Below are 23,264 nucleotides of genomic sequence, written 5' to 3'. Positions count from 1 at the left end.
TCGACGGCGGCATCGGGACCCTGCCGGGCGCCGTCGCCGACGCGGTACGCCGGGACGGCGGCGAGATCCTGCTCCGCACGGAGGTACGGGAGCTGCGCCGGACCGCCGCGGACGGCTGGCGGATCGAGGCCGGCGACCGGCGGATCGCGGCGGACGCCGTGATCGTGGCCGCGCCCGCGCGCGCCGCCGCGCGGCTGCTCCGCGACGGCTGCCCGGCCGCGGCCGACGAGCTGGACACCGTCGACTACGCCTCGATGGCGCTGGTCACCATGGCCTTCCACCGTTCCGACCTGGGCACGGTGCCCGGCGGCAGCGGCTTCCTCGTACCGCCCGTCGACGGCCACCGGATCAAGGCGTCGACCTTCGCCAGCCACAAGTGGGACTGGATCGCCCGGGCCGATCGGGACCTCTTCGTGCTGCGTACCTCCCTCGGCAGGTACGGCGACGACGCCGACCTCAAGCGGGACGACGCCGAGCTGGTCGAGCTCTCGCTCGCCGACCTCGGCGCGGCGGTCGGCCTGGCCGCCCGGCCGGTGGCCACCACGGTCACCCGCTGGGACGGCGGGCTGCCCCAGTACGCCGTCGGGCACGTCGAGCGGGTGGACCGGATCCGCGCCGCGGTCGCCGCCGCGCCCGGCCCGCTGCGGGTGTGCGGCGCGCTCTACGACGGCGTCGGCATCCCGGCCTGCATCGGCTCGGCGCGGCGCGCCGCCGACGAGATCCTCGGGACCCTGGCGGCGGGCCCCGCCACAGGAGAGTGAGAATGGACCACATGACAGACGCTTCCACCGCCCCCGAAAAGATCCCCAACGCCGGCAAGAAGGCCAAGGACCTCAACGAGGTCATCCGCTACACCCTCTGGTCGGTCTTCAAGCTGCGCGACGTCCTCCCCGAGGACCGCGGCGGTTACGCCGACGAGGTCGAGGAGCTGTTCGCCCAGCTCGCCGCCAAGGACGTGGTGGTCCGCGGCACGTACGACGTGTCCGGCCTGCGCGCCGACGCCGACCTCATGATCTGGTGGCACTCGGAGAGCTCGGACGCCCTCCAGGAGGCGTACAACCTCTTCCGCCGGACCCGTCTGGGCCGCTCCCTGGAGCCGGTGTGGTCGAACATGGCGCTGCACCGCCCCGCCGAGTTCAACAAGTCGCACATCCCGGCCTTCCTCGCCGACGAGGAGCCCCGCGCCTACGTGAGCGTCTACCCCTTCGTGCGCTCCTACGAGTGGTACCTGCTCCCCGACGAGGACCGCCGCCGGATGCTCGCGGACCACGGCAAGATGGCCCGCGGCTTCCCGGACGTCCGCGCCAACACCGTGCCGTCGTTCTCGCTCGGCGACTACGAGTGGGTGCTGGCCTTCGAGGCCGACGAGCTCTACCGCATCGTCGACCTGATGCGCCACCTGCGCGGCTCCGAGGCCCGGATGCACGTCCGCGAGGAGATCCCCTTCTACACGGGCCGCCGCAAGCCGGTCGCCGAACTGGTCGCGGGCCTGGCCTGATCCGCCGGCCGGTCCGGAACCGGCGGCACCCAGGGCAACGGGCCGCCCCCTCGGGGACGGCCCGTTTGTCGTGCGCCGTTCGCCGCGCTTCGTGCGCCGCGGGATCCCGGCCGCTACTTGCCCTGCGCCTGCTGCACCAACTGCCGCGCCCGCTGGGGCGGCTGGCCCGGCACCGGCTCCGCGCGCGGGCCGCAGTACACCCGGTGCCCGGGGACCTTGCCGCGCACCAGATACGACTCGACGTAGGCGTTCACACAGGCGTTGCTGTTGAACGCGATGCCGTGGGTGCCCGCGTCCCGCTCGGTGACCAGCGAGGAGCCGGGCAGCCGCCGCTGGAGCTCCAGCGCGCCCGGGTACGGCGTGGCCGCGTCCCGCTCGGCCGCCAGCAGCAGCACCGGGGGCAGCGCGCCGGGCTCGGTCCGGATGTCGAGCGGGCGGCGCCGGCCGTGCAGCGCGTCGTCCAGGTCGGTCGCGCCGGCATACAGGGAGGCGTCCGCCGGCTCGTCGGCGTCCAGCGCACCCTGCGCCGCGCGGTCGGCCGTGCCGCGCACCGCGTCGTCGCCCTCCGCGCGGGCCGCTCGATGCCGGTCCGGCCAGAACGCGCACGGCAGGTTCATCCAGACGTTGTCCCAGGTCTCGAACGGCGCGGTCCGGGCGATCAGGGTGTTGTCCCGGTCCCAGGTGCTCCAGTCACGCGGCCAGGTCGCGTCATTGCACTCGACCGCCGTGTAGACCGCGTTGGAGTTCTCCTCGTCCTTGCCGTCGCCCGAGGGCATGGCCTGGGCGATCAGCTGCTTGGGTTCGCCGTGCAGGTACTTCGACAGCGCCTCGGCGCGCATCGGCCAGAAGGCGTCGTTGTAGCCGGTCTTGAGGAACGCGGCCTGCAACTGCCCCGGCCCGATCTTGCCGTTGACCGGCTTGCGGCGCAGCTGCTCGACGGCGGTGTCGTACGCGCGCTGGACGGCCGCCTTGGTCGTACCGAGGCGGTAGGTGCTGTTGTGCTTGGCGACCCAGCGCAGCCAGTCGCCCCAGCGGCGCTCGAAGGCGACGCTCTGGTCGAGGTTGTTGCGGTACCAGATCTGCTGCGGCTGCGGATTGACGATGCTGTCGAAGATCATCCGGCGGACGTGGCCCGGGAAGAGCGTCGCGTAGACGGCGCCGAAGTACGTGCCGTAGGACGCGCCGATGAACGTCAGCTTCCGCTCGCCGAGCGCGGCCCGCAGCATGTCCAGGTCGCGGGCGTTGTTCACGGAGTTGTAGTACGGCAGATCGGCCCCGGCCCGCTGGGCGCAGCCGCGGGCGTATGCCTTGGCCTCCGCCATCTTCCGGCGCTTGAAGGCGGCGTCGGGGTACTTCGGGCTGTCCGTGGGCGCCTTGGTGAACTCCTGCGGGTCCTGGCAGGACAGCGGTGCCGAACGCCCCACCCCGCGCGGTGCGTAGCCGACGAAGTCATAGGCGCGGGCGGTCCGGCGCCAGGTGGGCAGCGCGCCGTAGAGGGGGAACAGCATGCTGGACGCGCCGGGGCCGCCGGGGTTGAAGACCAGCGCGCCCTGCCGCTCGCCGGGCGCGGTGGCACGGGCCCGGCTGACGGTGAGCCGGATCTTCTTGCCGTTGGGGCGCGCGTAGTCGAGCGGCACGGCGAGGGTGCCGCACTCGACGGTGGCCGGCAGGCGCTCCATGGCCGCGCAGCGGCCGAAGGCGATGGGGTGGACGGGGGCGGGCGGTGCGGCCGGGTCCCGGGCCGCACCGCCCGCCGGTGCGGTGGCGAGGGAGGTCAGGACCAGCGACCCGAGGGCGCCGTACAACGCAAGTGCTCTCACGAGCCGTCCCTTCGTATGGTGCGTGGCGCGCGGTGCGTGCCTCCCGGGAGGGGCTCGCTGTACTAGGCCGCACGGTGTGCATACAAAAGGGATAGTTGGGCCAGATGGTGACGAAGTAAAGCACCACGCTCCGGTGTCGGACGCTATGCCCCGGAAGAGTGGAGCGCCGCGCGCAAGGCGGGATCGCCGAGCGCGGCGGGCCCGTGGAGGGCAAGCCCCGTAAGGGCGGTGGGGCCGGAACCGGGCGCCGGGCCGCCGTCCTGTACGCCGCCGTCCCTGTCCCGCAGCAGCGCCGCGCCCGCCTCGGTCGCCCAGGAGGTGTACGGGTACGCCTCGGCGCGGGCGATCGCCCAGGTGCCCAGGGTGAGCACGAGCGGCAGCGCGAACCAGGGGAGCACCGGCCCGGCAGCCGCGCCGGGCGGCGCCGTCCAGTAGGTCGCCCCGGCGGCCAGCAGGACCAGGAGGGCGGCGCCCTGCACCTGGCGGACCGCGTCGCGGATGCCCGTACGGGCCGCGCCGGGCGGCGCGAGACCGGCGCGGACCAGCCGGTCGGCCACCCCGCGCACCGCTTCGGCGGTGGCCAGGGCACCCCGGATGGCGGGTATGCGGCGCTGGCCCCCGGGCCCTATGGCGGTGAGCGTGGCCTGCTCGACGGGGTCCTGGCCGACGGGGTCGACGACCGTGGCCCACCCGGTGTGGGCGAGCAGCAGCCGCCGCTCCTGGGCCATCAGGACGAGCACGACATCGGCGAGCCGGTGCGGGCCGCCGGAGAGGTAGGCCGTCTCGTAGAGAGTGAGCCCGGGGGCGTCGGCGGTGGCGGCGGGGTCGGCCGCGGCGGTGCCGTTGCCCGTGCCCGTGCCGAGGGGCGCGGTGGTCGGGGCGTATCCGCCGTCCGGCGGTGCCGGCGGAGCGCACTGGAGGGGCCGGCCCGCGACGGCCGCCCGGCGGCAGAGGCGCACGCAGGAGACGACCGCCGCCACCCAGGCGGCGAGCAGGAACAGGAGCCACATGGCCGTGGTTCTACGGGACGGTCAGGCCGACCGCCATGAGGTTTCTCAGCATGTGGACGAGGGGGCGGATGGGGCGGGCGGTCGGCGGGCAGCGGTCGGCGGGTGGCCGGTGGTCGTGTTGGGGGGATGGGGTGCGGGTGGGGCATCTCCCGTCGAGGGGCCGCCTGTTGGGGTTGCGGGGGGTGGCTCTCAACGCCGGTGCAGCGTACGCCGCAGGGCGCGCGCGAGCCGGGCCGCCGGGTGCGCGGACGGCGGCCGGGGGCCCGCCCGGTCGCGCCACCAGCGCGTCAACTGCTGCCGCGCGGCCGGGTCTTCGGGGCGGTCCTGGGCCAGCAGATACGCCGCGAAGTCCAGCGCGTCCTGGCGGTAGCCGCCGCGCAGTGGGCGGTGCCGGGCGTAGCCGAGGAAGGCGGGACGGTAGGAGTCGCCGAGGATTTCCGGGAGTTCGGGGGCGACCTTGGCGACGACCGCGGCTCGTTTGGCGGTCAGCGCCCGGCTCTGCACCCGCAGCCGGCCGCGGTCGAAGCCCTCCGGCGCGGGCGTCCCCGCCACCAGCGCCGACAGCAGCGCGGTCTGCGCCAGCGCCAGCCGCTCCCGCGCGGCGTCGGTGGAGGACGCCGGGCGCCGCTCGGCTCCGCCGGCACCGGGCGACGGCTGCGGGCGGATCGCACCCGGGGACGGCACGTCAGGGGTCGCCGCCTCGTCGCGGCCCAGGGTGTCCCTCTCGTCCGCCGGGACGATGCCGTCCCCGGCCCGTTCCGGGACCCGGCCTCCCGGTACCGGGACTTGGCCCTCCGGTACCGGGACTTGGCCCTCCCGTTCCGGGACTTGGCCCTCCCGTTCCGGGTCCTCGTTTCCTCGTACCGGCTCAAGCCGCCTGCGCATGACGGACACCTCCCTTCACCACCGCGCGGATCGCGTCGAGTTCACCGGCCAGCTCGCCGCCCTCGGGGAAGTCGTCGTCGCGTTCCAGCAGCACACCGGGCGGGGCGATCCGGGAGCAGAGCTCGGCAAGCACGTCCAGCACCGGCTGGGTGACCGGGTGGGCATGGCTGTCGTGCCACACCCCGTCGCGCTCGACACCGCCCGCGACATGCACATACGCGATGGCCTCGACCGGCAGTTCGTCGAGCGCCGCGGCCGGGTCCTCGCCCCGGTTGAGGTGATTCGTATGGAGGTTGGCGACGTCGACGAGCAGCCGTACGCCGGTCCGCTCGACGAGCTCGGACAGGAAGTGGCCCTCGGTCATCTCCTCGCCGGGCCAGTTGATGAGCGCGGCGATGTTCTCCAGGGCCAGCGGCACCGGGAGCGCGTCCTGGGCGATCCGGACGTTCTCGCAGAGCACGTCGAGCGCGTCGCGGGTGCGCGGTACCGGCAGCAGATGCCCGGCCTCCATGACCGGGGACGCGGTCAGCGGACCGCCGGCGCGGACGAACGCGATGTGCTCCGTGACCAGTGGGGAGCCCAGGGCCGTGGCACGTTCGGCGAGCGCGGCCAGCCGTCCGGCGTCCGGACGGTCGGCACCGCCGAGGCCGAGCGAGACCCCGTGCGGTACGACGGTCGTGCCGCGCTCGCGCAACTCCTGCAAGGCGGACGGCAGATGACCGGGGCAGACGTTCTCGGCCACCACCTCGACCCAGTCCACCCCGGGCAGTGCGGCGATCTCCGCAGCGATCTCCGGCCGCCAGCCGATGCCCGTACCAAGCCGCTCCATTGCTCCCCCCTCTTGCTCCGTGGTCGCAGTACTCATGACCTCGTCAAGGCGGGCTAATCATGCATCTACGCGGTTCAGAGCTTGATTTGAGCTTCGGGTCGGTGGGTCGGTGGGTCGGTGGGGGCGGTGGGTCGACGTTGGTGGAGGCCGGGCGGCCAGTGGGGGCGTAGGCCAGGTGGACGCGGCCCATGCCGCCCGCGCCGAGCCGCGCGCGGAGGCGGTAGCCGGCGGCCTCGCGAGGATCGTCCGGGGACAGGGCTTGGACGGCCAGGGACGCCGGGGCGCCAGAGTGCTGTGCGGGCATGTGGGCTCCCGGCAGGCTCGTGCGGGTGGTGCGGCGAAGCAGCGGGGCAACCGGGAGACGTGCGCTGTATCGACCCGCTCCCGTTCGACGATGCTCCGGTGCGTGGGATCCGAGGAGCCGGCGCCCCATAGCGAGAGAGCGGCTGCGCCGGGTCCGCAATGTGCTCGCCTCGTGAGGCCTCCGTCGACGCACCGGAGGTTATTCCGTGCAGCCGCCGACCGTGGTGAGGGTCTGATCGACCTGGCTGGGCGTCAGGGGTGGTTCGGGCAGGGGGTGTGCACGGTCGGCACGGAAGGCGTCCAGCATCAGGTGCAGGTGGCGCCGCCAGGCGTTGGGGGCGACGGTGCAGGTGGCCTGGATGATGCCCGCCTGGGACCAGATGATGAAGGCGAAGTCCTCCGGGGTGATGTCGTCGCGCACCATCCCCTGCCGCTGGGCGTTGTGGAGGATCTGGTGGGTGAGTTCGTGGGCGCGGTCGCGTACCTGGCCGGTGACCGCGGTAAGGGGCAGCCGGGTGGAGGCCAGTTCGTTGAAGGCGCGGTCGCGTGCCTGGAGTTCGCAGAACTTCTCCAGGTGGAGGCAGAACGCCTGCCAGGCGTCGTCCATGGCGGCGGCCCGCTCACCGGTCTCGACCCATTCGGTGAACTTCTCGGTGAAGAGTGCCTCGACCAGGTCGAGCCTGGTGGGGAAGTGGCGGTAGAGGGTGCCGATCGCGACACCGGCCTGGCGGGCGATGCCCTCCAGTGAGGCGTTCAGGCCCTGCTCGGCGAAGGCGGTACGGGCGACGGCCATGATCGCGTCCCGGTTGCGCTGCGCGTCGCGGCGCAACCGCCTGGCGGGCGTCTTCGCCGCCGTGGCGGGGGTGGGTGGGGTGGTCGTCGACCGGTGCGCCATGGACCTCACCCTACAACGTGAGGCACCCCTCCGATTTGCGTTCTGTCGGCGTCGCGAAGCATGAGGAGCCCCTTCGGCTGATGTGATCACCGCGCCAGTGGGGGTGGAGAGGGGGGCACCGTCATGCATGTCTCCGCCTTGGGTGCCTGTGGTGCCATGCCGGGCGTCAGGGGGCCGCCCGTCCCGTGGTGGAGGTCGAGCGGTGTGGTGCGGATCTCACCGCGCAACATGAGGCGTCCCTCCGCTTCGCGTGCTAGCGTCGAGATTGTTGAACGTTAAACGTTCTTCCCGTCCCCCATAGCTTCCCCCCACCTGGGGCCCTTGTCGGACCCGCATCACCCCACCGATGCCCGCCCAGGCCCTTGAGCAATGAAGGAAAGAACCATGGAACGCACCACCGCACGTCGGGCCGCCACCGCGGCGACCTCCCTGCTCCTGACCGGAGCCGCCGCTCTCGGTATCGCCGGCCCGGCATTCGCAGCCGCCCAGCCCACCCCCGCGCAGCCGTCCGCCGCGGCGAACGGCGCCGCCGCGCACACGGTGACCGTCTCCACGGACGCGCCGCGCACCGAAAAGCGTCAGGGCGAGCTCACCGTCCGTCCCGGCAGCGGCGTGGACCGCACGCGGGCCCTCCAGATCCGCATCACCGCGCCCGACGGCCGACACCTGTCCGCCGCCGACGTGCGCCTGGAACGCCTGGACGGAAGCGGACGATGGGTGCAGGTCTCCCTGGCGACGCAGGGCGGCGTGCTGTACGCCCCTACCGCCGGCATCGAGCACATCCGCCGTGACCCCGCCCACGTCCAGTACCGCGTCATCATGCGAGACGGTCTGCCCGCCTCCGTCCGGTACCTGATCATCGAACCCCGCTATGTCCTGGACGCCTCCGACGCCGCCGCGCGGTTCGCGTACCTGCCCACCTACCGGTTCAACACCGGCCACCGGCCGTACGAGTTCACCGTCCGTCACTACGAAGACCGGCTCGGCCACCGCGACGCCGACCGCTGGTACAGCGGCCCGGACCACGGCGGCTTCGACCGGTACCGGAAGGCCGATGACCGCTTCGACGCCTGGATCGACGACCAGCTGGTGAACTTCGTGGACCACGGCGACTCCGGCCGCCGGCACTCCACGGTGGTAGTGCACTACAGCTTCGGCTCCGGTGAGCAGTCGCAGCCCTCTGCCGACCGCCACGAGGGCTGACCAGCGCACCCCGCCTGGGGTGTGCCCGTCCGCCGCAAGCAGAGGGACCGCTCCCGAGTGGACATCAACCCGCCGCGCCACCTCAACAGGAACGCGCCCGCCTGATCCAGTACGTCGGCGCCGACGGGCGCGGCGTGCGGGGAGAAGGGAGCCGGCGCGGTCATCTCCCGCCCCCCCGAGGAGCAGCCGGAAACCGATCACCGCCAGGGCATGCGCACACCCTCGTCCACGGACAAGGCGGGCGATCTCCGATGAATGCGACAGGCACGCGTGGCGACACCGGCACACCCAGCGCGCACAGCAGTGCGGGCGCGGGCGATCGGGCGGCAACCCAGGCCCCGAGTGGTACTCGGGCTGTCGATCTCCTTGCTGCCCGCAGCGCAGGCGGCGGTCGGTGACTCGTGCGGTGGCAGGTCAGTTGGAGAAGTCCTGGGTGAGCCAGACGGTGCCGTTGGCGCTCCGGTGGACGGCGATACCGACGTGGCGGAAACTCCGGCTGAGGATGTTCTTCCGGTGGCCGTCGTTCGGCGGCTTCTCGGCGAGCATGGCCTTGGTCAGGCCGACCGCGGCCGAAGCGATCTGCCCGGCGCGCGGACCCGACGGCATCTCGCCGATGTTTTCTCCGACGGCCATCCAGTGCACGCCCGCGGCGGTCACCCGGTCGCCCAACGAGGGCTCACCCGGGCACTGGTGGGACATGCCGCACCCGCTGCCCATCAGGTGGTTGTGCTTGGTCGCGCTGCGGGTGAGCCCGCGCGTGACGGTGAGGGGCGGCAGGTGGTCGGCGGCGCGGGCCCGGTTGATCTCGGCCAGGACCTCGTGGTCGGCGGACCGGTGGTCGGCCTTGCCGGCCGCGGCGTGGGCCGGCTGGGACGCGTCGGCGGGCGGGGGAGTGTGGTTGTTCATGGTGACGGGACCCGCGTTGGAGACCCCGACGGTCACCAGGCCGACCACGCCCGCGGCGGCCACGGCGACGGCGGCGCGCGACCTGCCGCTTATTCGGGTCCAGCGATGGGAACCACGGCTCATGGATGTACTCCTTCTGGTGTGCGTGGGATGCCGGGGAACTGCGTGTGTGTTTGCCTGCGCCGTGAAGTGCGCCGACATCTGGGAGACCTGCCAGGCCGGGCCGGATAACGGAAACCGGGGAATTTTTTTTCCGGCTCTCCGGGGAGCCCCGGCGAACCCGGTCATTCCGCCACATCGACACGGCCGGATTGTGACGGCCGTCACCTGGGGTTGTTTTCCGGCGCGCGGCTCGACTAACTTCCACTGCTCATTGGGCATGCCCTCGAAAGAGTCCGGTTCACGAAAGCCGCGGAATCCGTGAATTCATCGGGCCGCGCCCCCAGTTTTCCCGTCTTCCGGGGTCGTACGGCGAACGTCGCCCCGCTGCAAGGGCACCTCTCAGGCTTTCCCGTCAACCCTCACCCAGGTAGGAATGTTGTTGCCTTCACCTCGATCTCGCACGCCACGATTCCGCGGAAACCGCGCACGGCATCGCGGAATCCCGACAACTCCGTTCCTCGACGCCCTTGTCCCGCCGCCCTCGGCCGGCGCCACTTCCCAGCGGCCCCCGTCCCGCATGCCGCACCGGTATCCCGCCCCCTGGGCCTGGCGTCGCGAACACGCCTCACCACCGATTCACGACCTCACGCTGAGTAGGCGTCACTGAAGGTGCTGCGTCGGCCTGTTGGCCCTGCACACCTCCCCTGCGCGGACGCCTATGGCTGCCATGAGCCGACGGGCACGTCCCCACGGCCTCGGCACCCCTGACGCGACAGCGTCGGCCACCGTCATGGGCTGACACCCCGCAAGCGCAACCCCCTGAACCGGCCCCGGACGCGCGAGTTGCGTATCTGTCAGGGCCCTGACAATCACAGGAGAAAACACACCCATGAGCCGTACCTCCCACAAGTGGAAGGCCGTCAGCGGCAAGAAGCGCACGGTCATCGCGATCGGCGCGGCCGGAGTGCTCGGCGCCGTGACCGTCGGCGTCTCCAACGCGAGCCCCGCCCAGCCCGGCCCCACCCAGGACTCCGGCCGGACGGCACACACGCCGAGCAGCAAGAAGCACCCGTTCGGTCTCGGCGCCCTGCCGTCCCACTCGACGTGGCGTCAGGCCCAGCTCGGCAAGCCCGTTGAGTCGCGGCTGGAGGCCATCGCCCCCAGCCGGACCGCAGGCGCCAAGAAGAGCGCCGGCCTTCCCCGCAGCGTCGACCTGACCAAGTACGCGGCCACCCCCGGTGACCAGGGCCAGGTCGGGTCGTGCGTCGCCTGGTCCATCGACCACTCGGCCATGAGCATCCTGGAGCACGAGCAGGGGATCAAGGGCGGCCCTCAGGCGCCCATGTACACCTACAGCCAGATCGTGAAGGGCCAGAACGTGGGCACCACGCCCATCGACCACTTCAAGATCGCCACCACACAGGGTGTCGACTCCAAGTCCGACTACCGGCAGGGTGACTTCGACTACACCACCCAGCCGACCGCCCACGAGATACGCAACGCCGCGAAGTGGAAGCTGTCCGGCTACACGCCGCTGCACAAGGGCAGCCAGATCAAGGCCGACGTGCAGGCCGCGCTGGCCAAGGGCGAGCCGGTCAACATCGCGATCCCGGTGTACAACAGCTTCTTCTACCTCACCCCGCAGCAGGCCGCCTCCTACAGCTACTACCCGGCCGCGGGTGAGCCGTACGCGGGCGGACACGCGATCACCATCGTCGGCTACAACAGCAAGGGCGTGAGGGTCGAGAACTCCTGGGGCACCGGCTGGGGCGACCACGGATACATCAACCTCTCCTGGAAGTACCTGGCCGACCAGGTGTGGGAGGCCAACGCCGTCGGCAAGCTCGTCAAGAAGTGAGGCCCTGGCGCACGGACGGGGCCCACCGGCCGTGACGCCGCCGGTGAGTTGGGGCTTCACGTAGACGTTGGCCTCCAGGGTCCGGCTGTGATCCTGGAGGCCGGTGTTGCCCCCTCGGGGACGGCTCCCTGAGCCCTTGAGGGTGAGGGGCAGCGGCGGAAGTCGCCTGCCGGGTAGGGAATTCGATGGCACTGTTCCGGTGCGGACCCGGCACCTCGCGAGGTAGAACGGTGATCCCCCACACAACAGGAGCAGCGAATGTCAGTAGTCGGGACTGCCCGTCGATGTGCCGTAGCCGCCGCGGCGGTAGGGCTGTTGACGGTGACGCCCCAGTCGGCGTCGGCGTCGGCCGCCGGTCACCTGGTAGGCGGCGGAAACGTATCGGTCGGTTGGTCGATCCCCCACACCCCGGCCTCGGGTCTGACCAACATCACCTTCCCTCTCACCGTCAACCGGGCCACGGCCCACGAGGCGGGTGTCTACTTCGCCCAGCAGTACAGCTTCGCCCACGGGGCGGGCTACACCGGTTTGCAGCCGCGGAGCAACAGCGGCGGCAGGGAGCGGCTGCACGGCGTCTTCTCCACCTTCACCGCGGGCGCCTCCACCACCGACGCGAACTGCCATCTCGGGGCGGACAACGGTCCCGGTGTCAGCTGCGGGGTCGACTTCGACGGCGTCTACGGCCACCGCTACGCCATCACGGTCACGCGGACCGGGACCGACACCTGGACCGGAAAGGCAACGGACACGGTCACAGGCGCCTCGACCCACATCGGGACCTACAGCCAGCCGGCGGGAAGCGGCAATATACAGGGCTCCCAGGGAGGGTTCGTCGAGTACTACGCCGGGGTGCCCAGCTGCTCGACGATGCCCAGGGCCGACGCGGTCTTCGGCGGACCGACGACCACCGACGCGGGCGGCCTGAGCGGCGGGACCAAGGCCAACTACGAGTACGGCGACTGCGTCGGCCGGTCCAACTACCATGCCGTGAACGGCGGGACGGGAACGCACGTCACCCGCGGCTACGTCTCCGGCAGCGGCTCCCGGGTGACGTCACGCACCACGCCGCCGCCGAGCCCGAGTCCTGCCCCGCACACCTCCCCGAACTCGGTGGGGCCGGCACCACAGAGCAAGGGGAGCGTGACGGTCTCGCCCGGCCACGGACTCGCCGAAACCGGATCCGGTCCTGCTGCACAGATCGCGGGTGCAGCGGCCGGTCTCCTCGCCGTCGGTGCGGGGGCGCTGTGGGCCACCCGCCGCCGGAGCCGACTGCGCCACACGTCCAACGGGTAGCGCGAGGTGGGCCGTCGGCGAGGCGCCCTGACCGAGGTCCTTGCCGGCGGCCTCTTCCCGAACGGAAGGGGCGGCTGGGCCGTGCCGCTCGAACACGCGGTTCGGCTCCTGACCCGGGGTTCGGCCATCCGACGCCGCGGCCTGCACGGCGTCGGGGACGGACGACCCTTCGACGTCCCTGTCCATCGTCGCCGTGCCGGTCCGGGACGTGATCACGCTGCCCGGTACCGTGCTGCGCAGCCGGGCGGCCGAGCCGGCCCCACCCCCGGGGCTCGGAGCTGTCAGTCCAGCCGCAGCCGCCGGCCGGCCGCTGCCCCGTTCAGCAGGCGGCGGACGCTCCGTGCGCGGTCACACCACTCCGCACCTCCGAGCCCGGAATCACGCCACCCGGACTCGCCGGACATCCCCTGGTCAGTGGCCGGCGGCCGGGAGGGTGGCCAGGGCGGTGGCGATGGTGTCGGCATAGAGCCGGCCGCCTTCGGGGCCGGGGTGGACGCCGTCGTCGCCGAGCAGGACTTCGTGGCCGGTGATGGCCTTGTTCCAGTCGGCGACGGCGACATGGCGGTTGCGTGCCGCTACGGTGCCGATGGCCCGGTTCACCGAGTCCTGCCACGAACGCGGGACGTGGCAGGTGACCAGGACGATCCGTCTGCCGGGGCCGATGGCGTCGATGGCGGCTTGCAGGTCCGGCACCCCGCCGGTGCCGTTGGCACCGAGGCCGATGACCACCGTGTCTCCCAACTCGCCTTGCTTTTCCAGGGTGTTGACTTCCTGGGGGGCGGCGGTCAACTGGCGTCCGATCTTGGCGTCGACGTGGATGTCGGGGAACTTCGCCTTCAGGGCCGGGGCGGCGGCGGTCATGACCGAGTCGCCGATCGCGGACACCTTTCCCGGGGGCACGGTCTGCCGGGGGGTGGGCGTGGTGTTCGGTGGGTGGCCTGGGGACGCCCCGGGCAGTGGTGCCGGAGGCTGCTGTGCCTGCGTGGCGGCGGCAGCTGTGTCGGTCCGGTCCTGCTCTGCCGCCAACCCGCAGCTCGCCACGAGCCCCACCGCTGCGGAGCAGCAGGCGGCGGTGCAGGTCAGCAGGATGTTCTTCGTCCGGTGGCGGGCCGCCGGGGTGAAGCCCCGGCACAGTCGGTGGAGCGATCCCAGCAGTCCGTGGCGCCGGATGGGCTGTTCCAGCCAGCGGTACGACAGCGCCGCCAGTCCGACGGAGGCGACAGCGGCGGCGATCGCGTTCAGGGGTGCGTCCGCCGGAGTCATACGGTCCGGGGTGGCCAGCGAGATCAGCGGCAGGTGCCACAGGTAGATGCCGTAGCTGCGCTTGCCGATCCATCGCAGCGGGGGCGCGCCCAGCAGGGTGGGCAGCGGTCCTCGGGGCTGTACCGCGCCGAACACTGCGGCACCGGTCGCCACGGCGGCGAGGACGAAGCCGCCGGGGTAGAGGCGGTCCTGGTCGTGGGAGAGGGTGCACGCGAGCACGGCGAGCAGGGCCAGCCCGCCGGCTCCGGCGACGGTGCCGGAAACGGTCGTCCGGTGCGGTGGGAGCGTGGCGGAGGGCCGCAGCAGGGCCAGCGCGGCGCCGCCCAGCAGGGGGAAGGCATGGGTGTCGGTGCCGAAGTAGACGCGGGAGGGGTCGTCGCCGGGCTGGTACAGCAGTCCCATCGCGGTGATCGAGACGAGGGCGCAGAGGAGCACGGCGGACACCCGGACAGCGCGCCGGGGCAGGAAGTGCAGCAGGGCGAGCAGGAGCAGCGGCCAGAGCAGGTAGAACTGCTCCTCGACGCTGAGCGTCCACAGGTGCAGGAAGAGCGGCGGAGGACCGAAGTTCGCGAAGTACGAGGCGTTGGTGGCTATCTGCCACCAGTTGTTGGTGAACGTCGCCACGGACGGCAGGCTGTCGATGCCGGAGGCCAGCCGGTGCGGGTGCCAGACGGTGGCCGCGGCGATCGCTGTCGGCACGAGCGCGCCGAGTGCGGGCAGCAGGCGGCGGGCCCGGCGCAACCAGAAGCCGCGCAGGTCGACGCGGCCGTGCCGGTGCCGCTCGGCAAGCAGCAGGTCGGTGATCAGGTAGCCGCTGAGCCCGAAGAAGACATCGACGCCGAGGAAGCCGCCGGGCAGCCAGTCCGGATCGACGTGGTAGACCACGACGGCGGTCACGGCCAGGGCACGCAGGCCGTCGAGGCCGAAGGCGTACCGGCGGGACGCGGCCGAGGTGTCCGAAGGCGGCAGCGGCGCCGCCCGTCGCCGGTGTGAGGACAGCCGGTAGGCGGTCGGCTGCGAGAAGTCGGTCATGGTCGTGCTCACTTCTCCCGCGCCGGTGCCGGGGTGTCGTTGCGTATCGCGCGCCACAGGGCGGCGGCCTCGGGCTGTTTGACGGCTGCGCGGTTGTGGTCCGGCGGGTAGGGGCCGACGGGCAGCGTCCGGAACTCGGTGTCGGACGGCTTCAGCCCGGCCAGCGAGCGGGCCAGCCCCAGCAGGTCGGAGACGGAACTCAGGCCCTGGTCCGTGGTGATCGCACGGGTCGCGGTATCGGCGACCTTGTAGAGCCGTACCGGGTCGGTGAGCAGGCCGGAGCCTGTCAACTGCCTGGCGAGTGCGGTCATGAACGCCTGCTGGAGTCTGATGCGCGCCAGGTCACTGCCGTCGCCGACGCCGTGCCGGGTGCGGACCAGCCCCAGTGCCTGTTCGCCGTCGAGAAGGTGGCTTCCGGCGCCCAGGTCCAGGTGGCTGTAGCGGTCGTGGATGGGGGTGTCCGTGGTGATCCGCACACCGCCGACCGCGTCCACCAGCTCCTTGAAGCCGTTGAAGTCGACGCTGATGACGTGGTCGATGCGCACCTGGCCGAGCTGCTCGACCGTTTTGACCGCGCAGGCCGGTCCGCCCACCTCGAAGGCGGTGTTGACCATCACGGGGCCTTCGGCGCGTGCGGTGCCGCCTCCGGGCAGCGGGCAGGCGGGCCGGTCCACCATGGTGTCGCGCGGAATGCTGACGACCACGGCCCTGGTGCGCTCCCGGGCGAGGTGGACGAGCATCGCGGTGTCGGATCGGGCGCTGCCCTCGTCCGTGCCGTAGCGCTGGTTCTGCCCGGCACGTGAATCGGAGCCGAGCAGCAGGATGTTGAGGGCGCCGGTGGCGGCGCGCGGGGGACGTTCGCCGCCGAGCGCGGCATCCACGTCGGTCGTTGTGCGGTTGTGGTCGAGTCCGGCGTACAGCAGCCAGCCGCCGACGCCTGCGGCGGTCAGTGCGGCGGCGGCCGTCCAGGCCGCGAAGCGGATACGACGGCTGCGGGCCGTCGGCCGCTGCGGGGTCCGTCTGCGGGCGAAGTCCATGGGGGAGCACCTGTGTCAGCCGAATGCGAGAGCGAGTCTCAAGAACGCCGCCATCGTCGGCGGGGAAGGTCTCCGACCGCCGTGGCCGGGGTATCGGATCCCCACCGGCTCGGTATCCGCCGTGTATCGACGGTGTATCGGCGCTGTGCGGTGTCACCACCGGCCGTGTTCGGGGGGCCTCGGTGTCGCCGTCGGCCGTGCTCCCGTACCGCTCCCGTACCCCTCAGCCGTGTTCCGGTAGTCGCAGTGTCGCCACCGCACCACCGTCGGGCGCGTGGGAGAAGGCCAGGGCGGCGTCGATGACGCGGGCCTGGCCGAGGGCGATCGTCAGTCCCAGGCCGTGGCCGTGGCCGCGTTCCCGGGCGCCGGTGCGGAACCGCTGCGGTCCGTCGGCCAGCAGGCTCTCCGGAAAGCCGGGCCCGCGGTCCCGGACGGTCACCACCGTCCGCTCGACGGTCACCGTGACCGGCGGCTGTCCGTGGCGGTGCGCGTTGGTCACCAGATTGGCCACGACGCGGTCCAGCCGTCGTGGATCGGTCTCGACCACCGCGTCCTCCACGACGTGCAGTTGGGCGGCCAGCCCCGTGCGCCCTACACACTCCTCGACCAGTTCGCCCAGCGCGCACGGCACCAGATCGGCCCGCTCGACACCAGTGTCCAGCCGGGAGATCTCCAGCAGGTCCTCGACCAGCGCGCTCAACACCCGTACCCGGTCCCGGACGTAGTCGGCGGGCCGCCCCGGCGGCAGCAACTCCGCGGAGGTGACCAGGCCCATCAACGGAGTGCGCAGCTCGTGCGCCACATCACCGGTGAACCGCTGCTCGGTGAGCAGCCGTTGTTGCAGTGCCTGCGCCATGGAGTCCACGGCGCTGGAAATCTCGGCGATCTCGTCTCCCGGACGCGGGGCCGCCTCGATGCGGGCGTCAAGCTCACCGTCCGCGATCCGCCGCGCCGTGTTCGCCGCGTGCCGCAGCCGGTGCCCCAGCCGGTCCGCGCTGACCGCGCCCAACGGTACGGCGACCGCCACGGCCACCAGGCCGGCCAGCGCCATGGTGCCGTCCAGCGCTTCGAGGTCGCTCACCTCCCGGCCCATGCCCACCTGTACCGACAGGACCCGGCCGCTCACCTGGCGCGCGGCCCACATCCCCGGCCCGTTCGGCCCGTCACCGAAGTCGGTGCCCTGATCGCCGCGGCGTGCCAGCTCCACGAGTTCCTTCGGTACCCGAGGCGAGTCGAGATAGGCGTCGGCACCAGGCTCGCCGGAGCCGGCGTAGGTGCGGACCGCCGCGTTCAGCTGGTGCAGCGCGGCGTCACGGGCCCGGTCGACAGCCCGGGCGTACGTGGCCTGGTGCACCAGTACGCCGATCGCCACCGCCACCGCCACCACCGCGACCGCGACCAGCGCGGCGATCCTCCACCGCAGCGAATGCCGGCGCATCGGCCGGTCAGCGCCGCAACTTGTAGCCGAAACCACGGACCGTCTCGATCCGCTCGGCGCCGATCTTCGCCCGCAGCCGCTGCACATGCAGATCGACCACGCGCCGGTCGCCGTCCCAGGAGTAGTCCCACACGTTGCGCAACAGCGTCCGACGCTCCAGCACCAGCCCCGGATTCGCGGCGAACTCCCACAGCAACCGCAGCTCGGTCGGGGTCAGCGCCACCAGCCGCCCCGCGCGGCGCACCTCCATCGCACCGGGATCGAACTCCACGTCACCGAAGGTGAGAACATCGCGCTGCTGCGCGGACCCCGCCGGCTCGACCGACTCCGCACCGGGCGGGAAGCTCGCCCGCCGCAACAGGGAGCGGATCCGAGCGACCAGAACCGCGCTCTCGACAGGCTTGATCACATAGTCGTCGGCCCCCGCCTCCAACCCCGACACCACGTCCAGGGCATCCCCACGGGCCGACATCATCAAGATCGGCACCAGACTGGACTCGCGGACCCGGCGGCACAAGCCGATACCGTCCAGCTCCGGCAGCATCACATCGAGCAGCAGCAGGTCGGGCCGCCGCTCGCGGAACACCTCCAGACCGGTGAGGCCGTCCCCGGCCACGGACACCGCGTAGCCGTACCGCTCCAGCATCAACCGCACGGTGTCACGGATCACCTCGTCGTCCTCGACAAGGAGCAGATGGGTCACGGGGTCCTCACAGCGCTGGGCGAATCGAGGGGAACGGGCACCATGAGCTTCCCGTTCCAGTGGTACCGAGTGATCTCCTCGTGGTTTCCACTGCTCTTGATGACGAGGTCATGGTCGATGGTTCCCGCATCGACCACACCTGTTGTGGAATGCTGCAACACCTGCCGGACGGAGTTCCCCGAGGTGGCGACGTAGACGTACACCTCGGCGAACCCGTGACCCTCGACGACGAGCACCACGGCAGGCCGGCCGTCGCCGGTCAGATCCGGATATGCGGGCGGGCGCAGCGGACACGATGATCCGGGGCAGTCCCGCAGCGACTTCTCCAGCTGCCCGGCTACATCGGGGTCCGCCCTGAGCAACGCCACGGGCGAGACCTTCTTCAGCCCACCGGGCGGAAGAGTGAAGCCCGGCAAGGGCGGACGAACGGGAGGGATATACACGTACCCGTTGCCGGAACCGGGGCTGGGCGTGTAGCCCGGCCACAGCGGGGAAGGACTCGCCGGCACGGACACCGAGGGGGCCGGTCCGGCGTTCCGCAGCCCCGCCGAGAAGCCACAGCCCCCCAGCAAAGCCACCGCAAGGGCAGCACCCACCAGCGCGGACACGACGTCGCCTGCGCGTCGCCGGCCCCCGCGCAACGGTGTCACACTCCAGCCCATAAGGAGGCCAACGGTAGCAACGCCGGTCCGGATCCTTCTGATCCAGGCCCGCTGAACGCGTGCTCAGGGCCTGCCGGATGGGGCGGCGCCGTGTCATGACGGCATGGGGCCGGGCGGATGCCGCCGTGAAATCCCGCACCCTGTGCGCGTTCTGGACATCCTTTTGCCCGTCGCCCGGACTGCCCGCAGCGGCGCGGCACGCGTAGGTGCTCAACTCAGGGATGTCCCCGAGGTGTTGGGGCCTCCGTGGGATCGGGGCTCCTCGACCGGAGCCGACGGGCTGCCGTATCTGTACGCGTACGGCTGTCTGGCGGTCGCCACCTGCCACGCCCCCGAGGGCACCGGGGCGACCGTGCCGAGGCACCGGCGCGGTGGCAGCGGCGCCTCCTCCCGCACGAGGTGGAGCACGGCGACGGCAGCCCCCGGTGACCGGGTTCGGTACGTCAGCGCTTCGGCGGCGGCTTGATCAGGTAGATCCGGCGGGCCAGGTCCAGCGCGGTCAGCAGCACGTTGGAGCCGTTCCAACGGTACGGGCGCTGCTGCCCCCACACGGAGCGGTTGCCGCCGGTCGGGTCGGCGGCGTGCGCGCCCACGACGACCTGGGACCGATCGTCCCAGTCATGGATCTCCGCCTCGTGGGCGCCCGCTGTCCAGTCCTGCCCGCTGTCCAGTCCTGCCCGCCCCGGATGTGCTGGGCGATCAGCCCGGGAATCACCTGGAACCGCGCCCCTTCGGCCAGGGCCACGGCCAGCCTCTCGACACCGTCCTGCACGTTGTGGTTGCTCGTGCCGGGGTCGTTGTCGAACAGTCGGCGTACGGCATCCCTCAGGCGGCCCCGGCCGACTTGGATGCCGGGGAGGTGGCGATAGGTGACGGGGAAGGGGAAGCGCGACCTTCGGGCCTCCGGGTACACCTCTCCCGGGATCATGTCGCTCCCGCCCTCGGTGAACGTGTAGACGATCTGGCGGTCCCCGTGACGCACGTAGAAGCCCAGCAGATAGTTGTCGGACCGGCGGAAGAGCCCTCGGACCGCGCCGCCCTCGATGTCGTCGCGCTCGGCGAGCCGTCCGATGTTGATCGGCTGGAAGGCGTGGGGGTCGGGGTTCCGGATCAGATGGCCGGCTCCGGGCTGCCGGGCGGCCTCGCCCCCCAGCATCGCGCTGCGGATGTTCCCGACCGTGTGCGTGTAGAGGTTGGCGTACTCCTCGTCGCTTCCCACCGCCCTCGGCTGCGGCCGGGCCTGTGTCTGCGGCCGGGCCTCCGGGCTGTTCTGGGCGACCGCGCTTCCCGCGCCGAGCGTGCCCGCCAGACCTTGCCGGTGATCGGTGATCGGCGATCGGTGATCGATGCACCAGGAACGCCAGGGAGCGGCGTTCAACGTTCCTTTGACGACCGCTCAACGCGAGCCTTCACGCACGTATGCGAGGCACGACGCTGATCTGAAACTGACGGACGCTGTGGACAGCTGTGCCGATGTGCCGGCATCACCGACAGCCGGTCGGTACGTCTCGGGGCGGTGCGGGCGGGATGGGCAGTCGGGTGCGGAAGGTGGTCGCTCCCGGGGAGTCGAGGACGGTGAGGGTGCCTTTGTGGATGGCCGCGATGTCGCGGGCGATCGGGAGGCCGAGGCCGGTGCCGCCGTCGTCGCGGCTACGGGCGTCGTCGAGGCGGGCGAACCGTTCGAAGATCTTCTCGCGGTCGGCGGGCTCGATCGGCGGGCCGTCGTTGGTCACCTCCAGGACGGCGTCTCCGGAGGCCCGGTCGGTGGTGAGGCGTACGGTGATGTAACTGCGGGCGTGGCGCTGGGCGTTGTCGAGCAGGTTTGTCAGCAGCCGTCGCAGCCACAAGGGGTTGCCGGGGACGGTGATCGCCATCGGGGCGTGGACGGCGACCGGGTGGGGTTCGGCGCCGCGGGCCGCGACGGTGGTGTGTACCAGATCGGCGAGGTCGACGGGTTCGTCGGGCCAGCCGTGGTCGGTGGTGTCCAGGCGGGCGAGCAGCAGGAGGTCGGTGGCGAGGGCTTGCAGGCGTTCGGTGTCCTCCAGGGCGCCGGCCACCAGGTCCGTATGCACATCGGGGTCGGAGTGGGCGAGGGCGACTTCGAGCTGGGTGCGCAGGACGGTCAGGGGGCTGCGTAGTTCGTGGGAGGCGTCTGCGATGAAGCGGCGCTGCCGTGCGCCTGCGGCTTCGAGGCGCTGGAGCATGGCGTTCATGGTGTCGGCGAGACGGGCGATCTCGTCGTCGCTGCGGGGCTCGGGAACGCGGCGGTTCAGGTCACGGTCTCCGATGGCGGCGACCTCGGCACGGATGGCCTCGACCGGCCGCAGGGCACGGCCGGTCGCGCGCCAGGTGAGGGCGCCGACGGTGAACAGCAGGACCGCGCTCAGTACGGCGAGGGCGGCGGTGGTGAGGTCTTCGGCGGCGTCGGCGGTGCGCAGGGACGCGCCGACGTAAACGGTGACGGGGCCGGTGGGGGTGGTGGCGGCGATGCTGGTGACGCGCTTGTGGTGTGCGTGGCCCGGGGTGTCGAGGTTGAAGGTTCTGTGGCCGTCGGGGTGGTCGGCGGGGGCGAGTGGGGGGTGGCCGGTGAGGTTCTGGCTGGCAGCGACCACCGTGCCGTTCGCGTCGACGACCTGGATGAAGTCGGTGCCGTGGTCGAGGGGAAGCGGGCTGGTGAGATGACCGTCGGTGGCGAGGTGGGCGACAGCCTGGGCCTGCTCGCGGGCACCGGCCTCGACGGTGCGTTCCAGATTGACGCGCAGCAGGAGGATGACGGCGGTCGAGGCGAGGGAGAGGACGACGGCGACGCTGGCGCAGGCGGCAAGGGTGGTGCGGGCGCGGACCGAGCGGGGTGTCAGGCGGTCGACGAGGGCTGCGGCGCGGGGGTGGCGGGTCAGGTGGCGGTGCACGGTCGCGCGCAGTCGGTGGTGTGCGGCGCCGGCGGGTGCACCGGCGGGGGGCCGGTCAGCCACCGTCGGCCGCCAGCCGGTAGCCGGCACCGCGGACGGTCTGGACCGCGGCTCGCCCGAAGGGGGTGTCGATCTTGCGCCGCAGGGCGCTGACGTGGACTTCGACGGTGTTGGGGTCGCTGTCGAGGGCGTTGTCCCAGATGGCGTCGAGGATCTCCCGCTTGGAGACGGCCTCGCCGGCCCGGCGGGCGAGGTGGTCGAGGATGGCGAATTCGCGGGGGGTGAGGGGGATCGTGGTGCCGGCGCGCGTGCAGGTGCGGGCGGCGGAGTCGATCACGAGGTCGCCCAGGACGGTGCGCCGGGGCGCGCGGCTGCCGATGCGGCGGGCCAGCGCCTTGAGGCGGGCGACGAGTACGACGAAGGAGAACGGTTTGGACAGGTAGTCGTCGGCGCCGGTGTCGAGCGCCTCGGCCTCGTCCCATTCGCCGTCCTTGGCGGTGAGCATCAGGATGCCGACATCGCTGCCGCAGGCTCGCAGGCGTGAGCACACCCGGTAGCCGTTGAGACCGGGCAGCATGACATCGAGCACGACCACGTCGTAGGCGTGGTCCATGGCCTGGGCCAGGCCGGAGGGGCCGTCGTGGGCGACGTCGACTCTGAATCCCTGGGCGGTCAGCCCGTGCCGCAGGGCCAGGGCCAGCCGGCGTTCGTCCTCCACCACCAGTACGCGCATGCGGACCAGGGTCGCAGGTCGCCCTACCGGGCAGCTGAAGGAGTCTGCAGGTCTTCAGCCGATCTTCAGCAACGCACGGACATCCTGCCGGTGTCGCCCGGGGACGGCCCGGGCCTGCCGAGGATCGGGGTGTGCCATGAGCGAGCCCATGGGAACGGGTGAAACGTTGCCGCAGGAAGAGCCGAAGGCCGCGGGCGCGGGCAGGACTCGTACGGCTCCGGGCCGTACCGGCCGCTGGGTGCGCGGCCGGTCGGCGCGCTGGGCCGTGGCCGGGGCGGCCGTGCTGCTGATCGGCGGTGGCGCAGCGGCGGCGGTGGCCCACCACCACGAGGGCGAGGAGGGCCACGGCCACGGCCACGACCGTAGGACGGCTGCGGGTGATCGAGGATGGCACGACGGCCGGGACGGCCGTGGGGGCCGCCAGGAGAGCGGGCGGGCCGCCCACGCGGCGCCGGCACCGCTGCCGTCGACCAAGGCGGCCGACGCGGTGGCCAAGGCCTCGTCGGCGGTGGCCGGCGGCAAGGTGGAGTCGCTGAGCCCGGTCGCCGAGCAGGGAGGTGGCCGGGCCTGGCGGGTCGTGGTCCTGGCCCCCGACGGCGTGCGGCACGCGGTGACCATCGACGGGGCCGGCGACACGATCACCGGCAACACCGTCCTGGGCGGCTGACCCACCGGCCGGGCGGGGCCGGTCATCAGCAAGGTCCCGCAGGCGACAGCGGTGTGCGTTCGCCGTGACCCTCGCCCTGGTGCTCGTCCTGTGGCACCGGGCGGGGGGGGGGGACGCTCGCCGTGGAGACGGTCGCGGGCGGTCGCCGGGAGGTGTTCTCCTGGTGCACGGTCATGGCCACCTTCGCCTTCGGCACGGCGGTAGGAGACCTGACCTCG

At 72.1% G+C, this 23,264-nt stretch carries 18 protein-coding genes and 2 pseudogenes; 6 read left to right on the top strand and 14 right to left on the bottom strand.

Annotation, left to right across the window (positions count from 1 at the left end):
• The coding region (locus IEZ17_RS41985; protein ID WP_229851830.1) for a protoporphyrinogen/coproporphyrinogen oxidase at positions 1-761 on the top strand (761 nt) is incomplete at its 5' end.
• A 2-nt stretch (positions 762-763) separates the two neighbouring features.
• A complete protein-coding gene (gene hemQ, locus IEZ17_RS04200; RefSeq protein ID WP_189296493.1) occupies positions 764-1,498 on the top strand; it encodes a hydrogen peroxide-dependent heme synthase in 735 nt (244 codons plus the stop codon).
• A gap of 113 nt (positions 1,499-1,611) precedes the next feature.
• Here the strand turns inward: hemQ and IEZ17_RS04195 are convergent, their stop codons facing one another.
• The 5 genes and pseudogenes from IEZ17_RS04195 to IEZ17_RS04180 form a co-directional block, all read right to left on the bottom strand.
• On the bottom strand, positions 1,612-3,318 hold the full coding sequence (locus IEZ17_RS04195) for an alpha/beta hydrolase (protein ID WP_308427582.1): 1,707 nt from the start codon (positions 3,316-3,318) through the stop codon (positions 1,612-1,614).
• Positions 3,319-3,461: 143 nt separating this feature from the next.
• A complete protein-coding gene (locus IEZ17_RS04190) occupies positions 3,462-4,328 on the bottom strand; it encodes a TIGR04222 domain-containing membrane protein (protein ID WP_189296491.1) in 867 nt (288 codons plus the stop codon).
• 189 nt (positions 4,329-4,517) lie between these two features.
• A pseudogene (locus tag IEZ17_RS45205) lies at positions 4,518-4,916 on the bottom strand (SCO6045 C-terminal-like domain-containing protein); the annotation flags it as partial.
• A 283-nt stretch (positions 4,917-5,199) separates the two neighbouring features.
• Positions 5,200-6,042, bottom strand: a pseudogene (locus tag IEZ17_RS45200) (MbnB/TglH/ChrH family RiPP precursor modification enzyme); the annotation flags it as partial.
• 502 nt (positions 6,043-6,544) lie between these two features.
• Positions 6,545-7,240 carry a TetR/AcrR family transcriptional regulator gene (locus tag IEZ17_RS04180; RefSeq protein ID WP_229851829.1) on the bottom strand — a complete coding sequence of 232 codons (696 nt, stop codon included), beginning with the start codon at positions 7,238-7,240 and terminating at the stop codon, positions 6,545-6,547.
• 384 nt (positions 7,241-7,624) lie between these two features.
• On the opposite strand from IEZ17_RS04180, the gene IEZ17_RS04175 reads away from it, so the two are divergent.
• Positions 7,625-8,443, top strand: coding sequence for a hypothetical protein (locus IEZ17_RS04175; protein WP_189296489.1), 819 nt, complete (start codon positions 7,625-7,627; stop codon positions 8,441-8,443).
• 414 nt (positions 8,444-8,857) lie between these two features.
• Here the strand turns inward: IEZ17_RS04175 and IEZ17_RS04170 are convergent, their stop codons facing one another.
• The gene (locus IEZ17_RS04170) at positions 8,858-9,472 is read right to left on the bottom strand and encodes a CAP domain-containing protein (protein WP_229851827.1); all 615 of its coding nucleotides are present in this window, start codon (positions 9,470-9,472) and stop codon (positions 8,858-8,860) included.
• An 868-nt stretch (positions 9,473-10,340) separates the two neighbouring features.
• Between IEZ17_RS04170 and IEZ17_RS04165 the strand changes: the two genes are divergently transcribed.
• The gene (locus tag IEZ17_RS04165) at positions 10,341-11,309 is read left to right on the top strand and encodes a C1 family peptidase (RefSeq protein ID WP_189296485.1); all 969 of its coding nucleotides are present in this window, start codon (positions 10,341-10,343) and stop codon (positions 11,307-11,309) included.
• 258 nt (positions 11,310-11,567) lie between these two features.
• Entirely contained in the window at positions 11,568-12,602 is a 1,035-nt protein-coding gene (locus IEZ17_RS04160) for a hypothetical protein (RefSeq protein WP_229851826.1), read from the top strand.
• Positions 12,603-13,013: 411 nt separating this feature from the next.
• On the opposite strand, the gene IEZ17_RS04155 is transcribed toward IEZ17_RS04160, so the two are convergent.
• From IEZ17_RS04155 to IEZ17_RS04120, 8 genes are all read right to left on the bottom strand, one after another.
• On the bottom strand, positions 13,014-14,909 hold the full coding sequence (locus IEZ17_RS04155; RefSeq protein ID WP_189296483.1) for an acyltransferase family protein: 1,896 nt from the start codon (positions 14,907-14,909) through the stop codon (positions 13,014-13,016).
• Positions 14,906-15,934, bottom strand: coding sequence for an LCP family protein (locus IEZ17_RS04150; RefSeq protein WP_189296482.1), 1,029 nt, complete (start codon positions 15,932-15,934; stop codon positions 14,906-14,908). The genes IEZ17_RS04155 and IEZ17_RS04150 overlap by 4 nt, the downstream gene beginning before the upstream one ends.
• A gap of 223 nt (positions 15,935-16,157) precedes the next feature.
• On the bottom strand, positions 16,158-17,372 hold the full coding sequence (locus tag IEZ17_RS04145) for a sensor histidine kinase (RefSeq protein ID WP_189296481.1): 1,215 nt from the start codon (positions 17,370-17,372) through the stop codon (positions 16,158-16,160).
• A 7-nt stretch (positions 17,373-17,379) separates the two neighbouring features.
• Positions 17,380-18,075: a two-component system response regulator CseB gene (gene cseB, locus IEZ17_RS04140; RefSeq protein WP_229851824.1), complete on the bottom strand. Its 696-nt coding sequence runs from the start codon at positions 18,073-18,075 to the stop codon at positions 17,380-17,382.
• The gene (locus tag IEZ17_RS04135; RefSeq protein ID WP_189296480.1) at positions 18,072-18,443 is read right to left on the bottom strand and encodes a hypothetical protein; all 372 of its coding nucleotides are present in this window, start codon (positions 18,441-18,443) and stop codon (positions 18,072-18,074) included. Before IEZ17_RS04135 ends, cseB begins: the two co-directional genes overlap by 4 nt.
• A gap of 793 nt (positions 18,444-19,236) precedes the next feature.
• A complete protein-coding gene (locus IEZ17_RS04130) occupies positions 19,237-20,115 on the bottom strand; it encodes a ribosome-inactivating family protein (RefSeq protein WP_189296479.1) in 879 nt (292 codons plus the stop codon).
• Positions 20,116-20,221: 106 nt separating this feature from the next.
• Positions 20,222-21,709 (bottom strand): HAMP domain-containing sensor histidine kinase, encoded by a 1,488-nt coding sequence (locus IEZ17_RS04125; RefSeq protein WP_229851821.1) that lies wholly within the window; start codon positions 21,707-21,709, stop codon positions 20,222-20,224.
• Complete coding sequence (locus IEZ17_RS04120; protein WP_189296478.1) at positions 21,702-22,379, bottom strand: response regulator transcription factor; 678 nt, start codon at positions 22,377-22,379, stop codon at positions 21,702-21,704. The genes IEZ17_RS04125 and IEZ17_RS04120 overlap by 8 nt, the downstream gene beginning before the upstream one ends.
• Before the next feature lie 136 nt (positions 22,380-22,515).
• Between IEZ17_RS04120 and IEZ17_RS04115 the strand changes: the two genes are divergently transcribed.
• Positions 22,516-23,046, top strand: a complete 531-nt coding sequence (locus IEZ17_RS04115) for a hypothetical protein (protein WP_189296477.1) — start codon at positions 22,516-22,518, stop codon at positions 23,044-23,046.
• The last annotated feature ends 218 nt before the right edge of the window (positions 23,047-23,264 follow it).

The sequence above is a fragment of the Streptomyces albospinus genome (assembly GCF_014648695.1).
Lineage (GTDB): Bacteria > Actinomycetota > Actinomycetes > Streptomycetales > Streptomycetaceae > Streptomyces > Streptomyces albospinus.
This window is presented reverse-complemented; position numbering and strand designations above follow the sequence as displayed.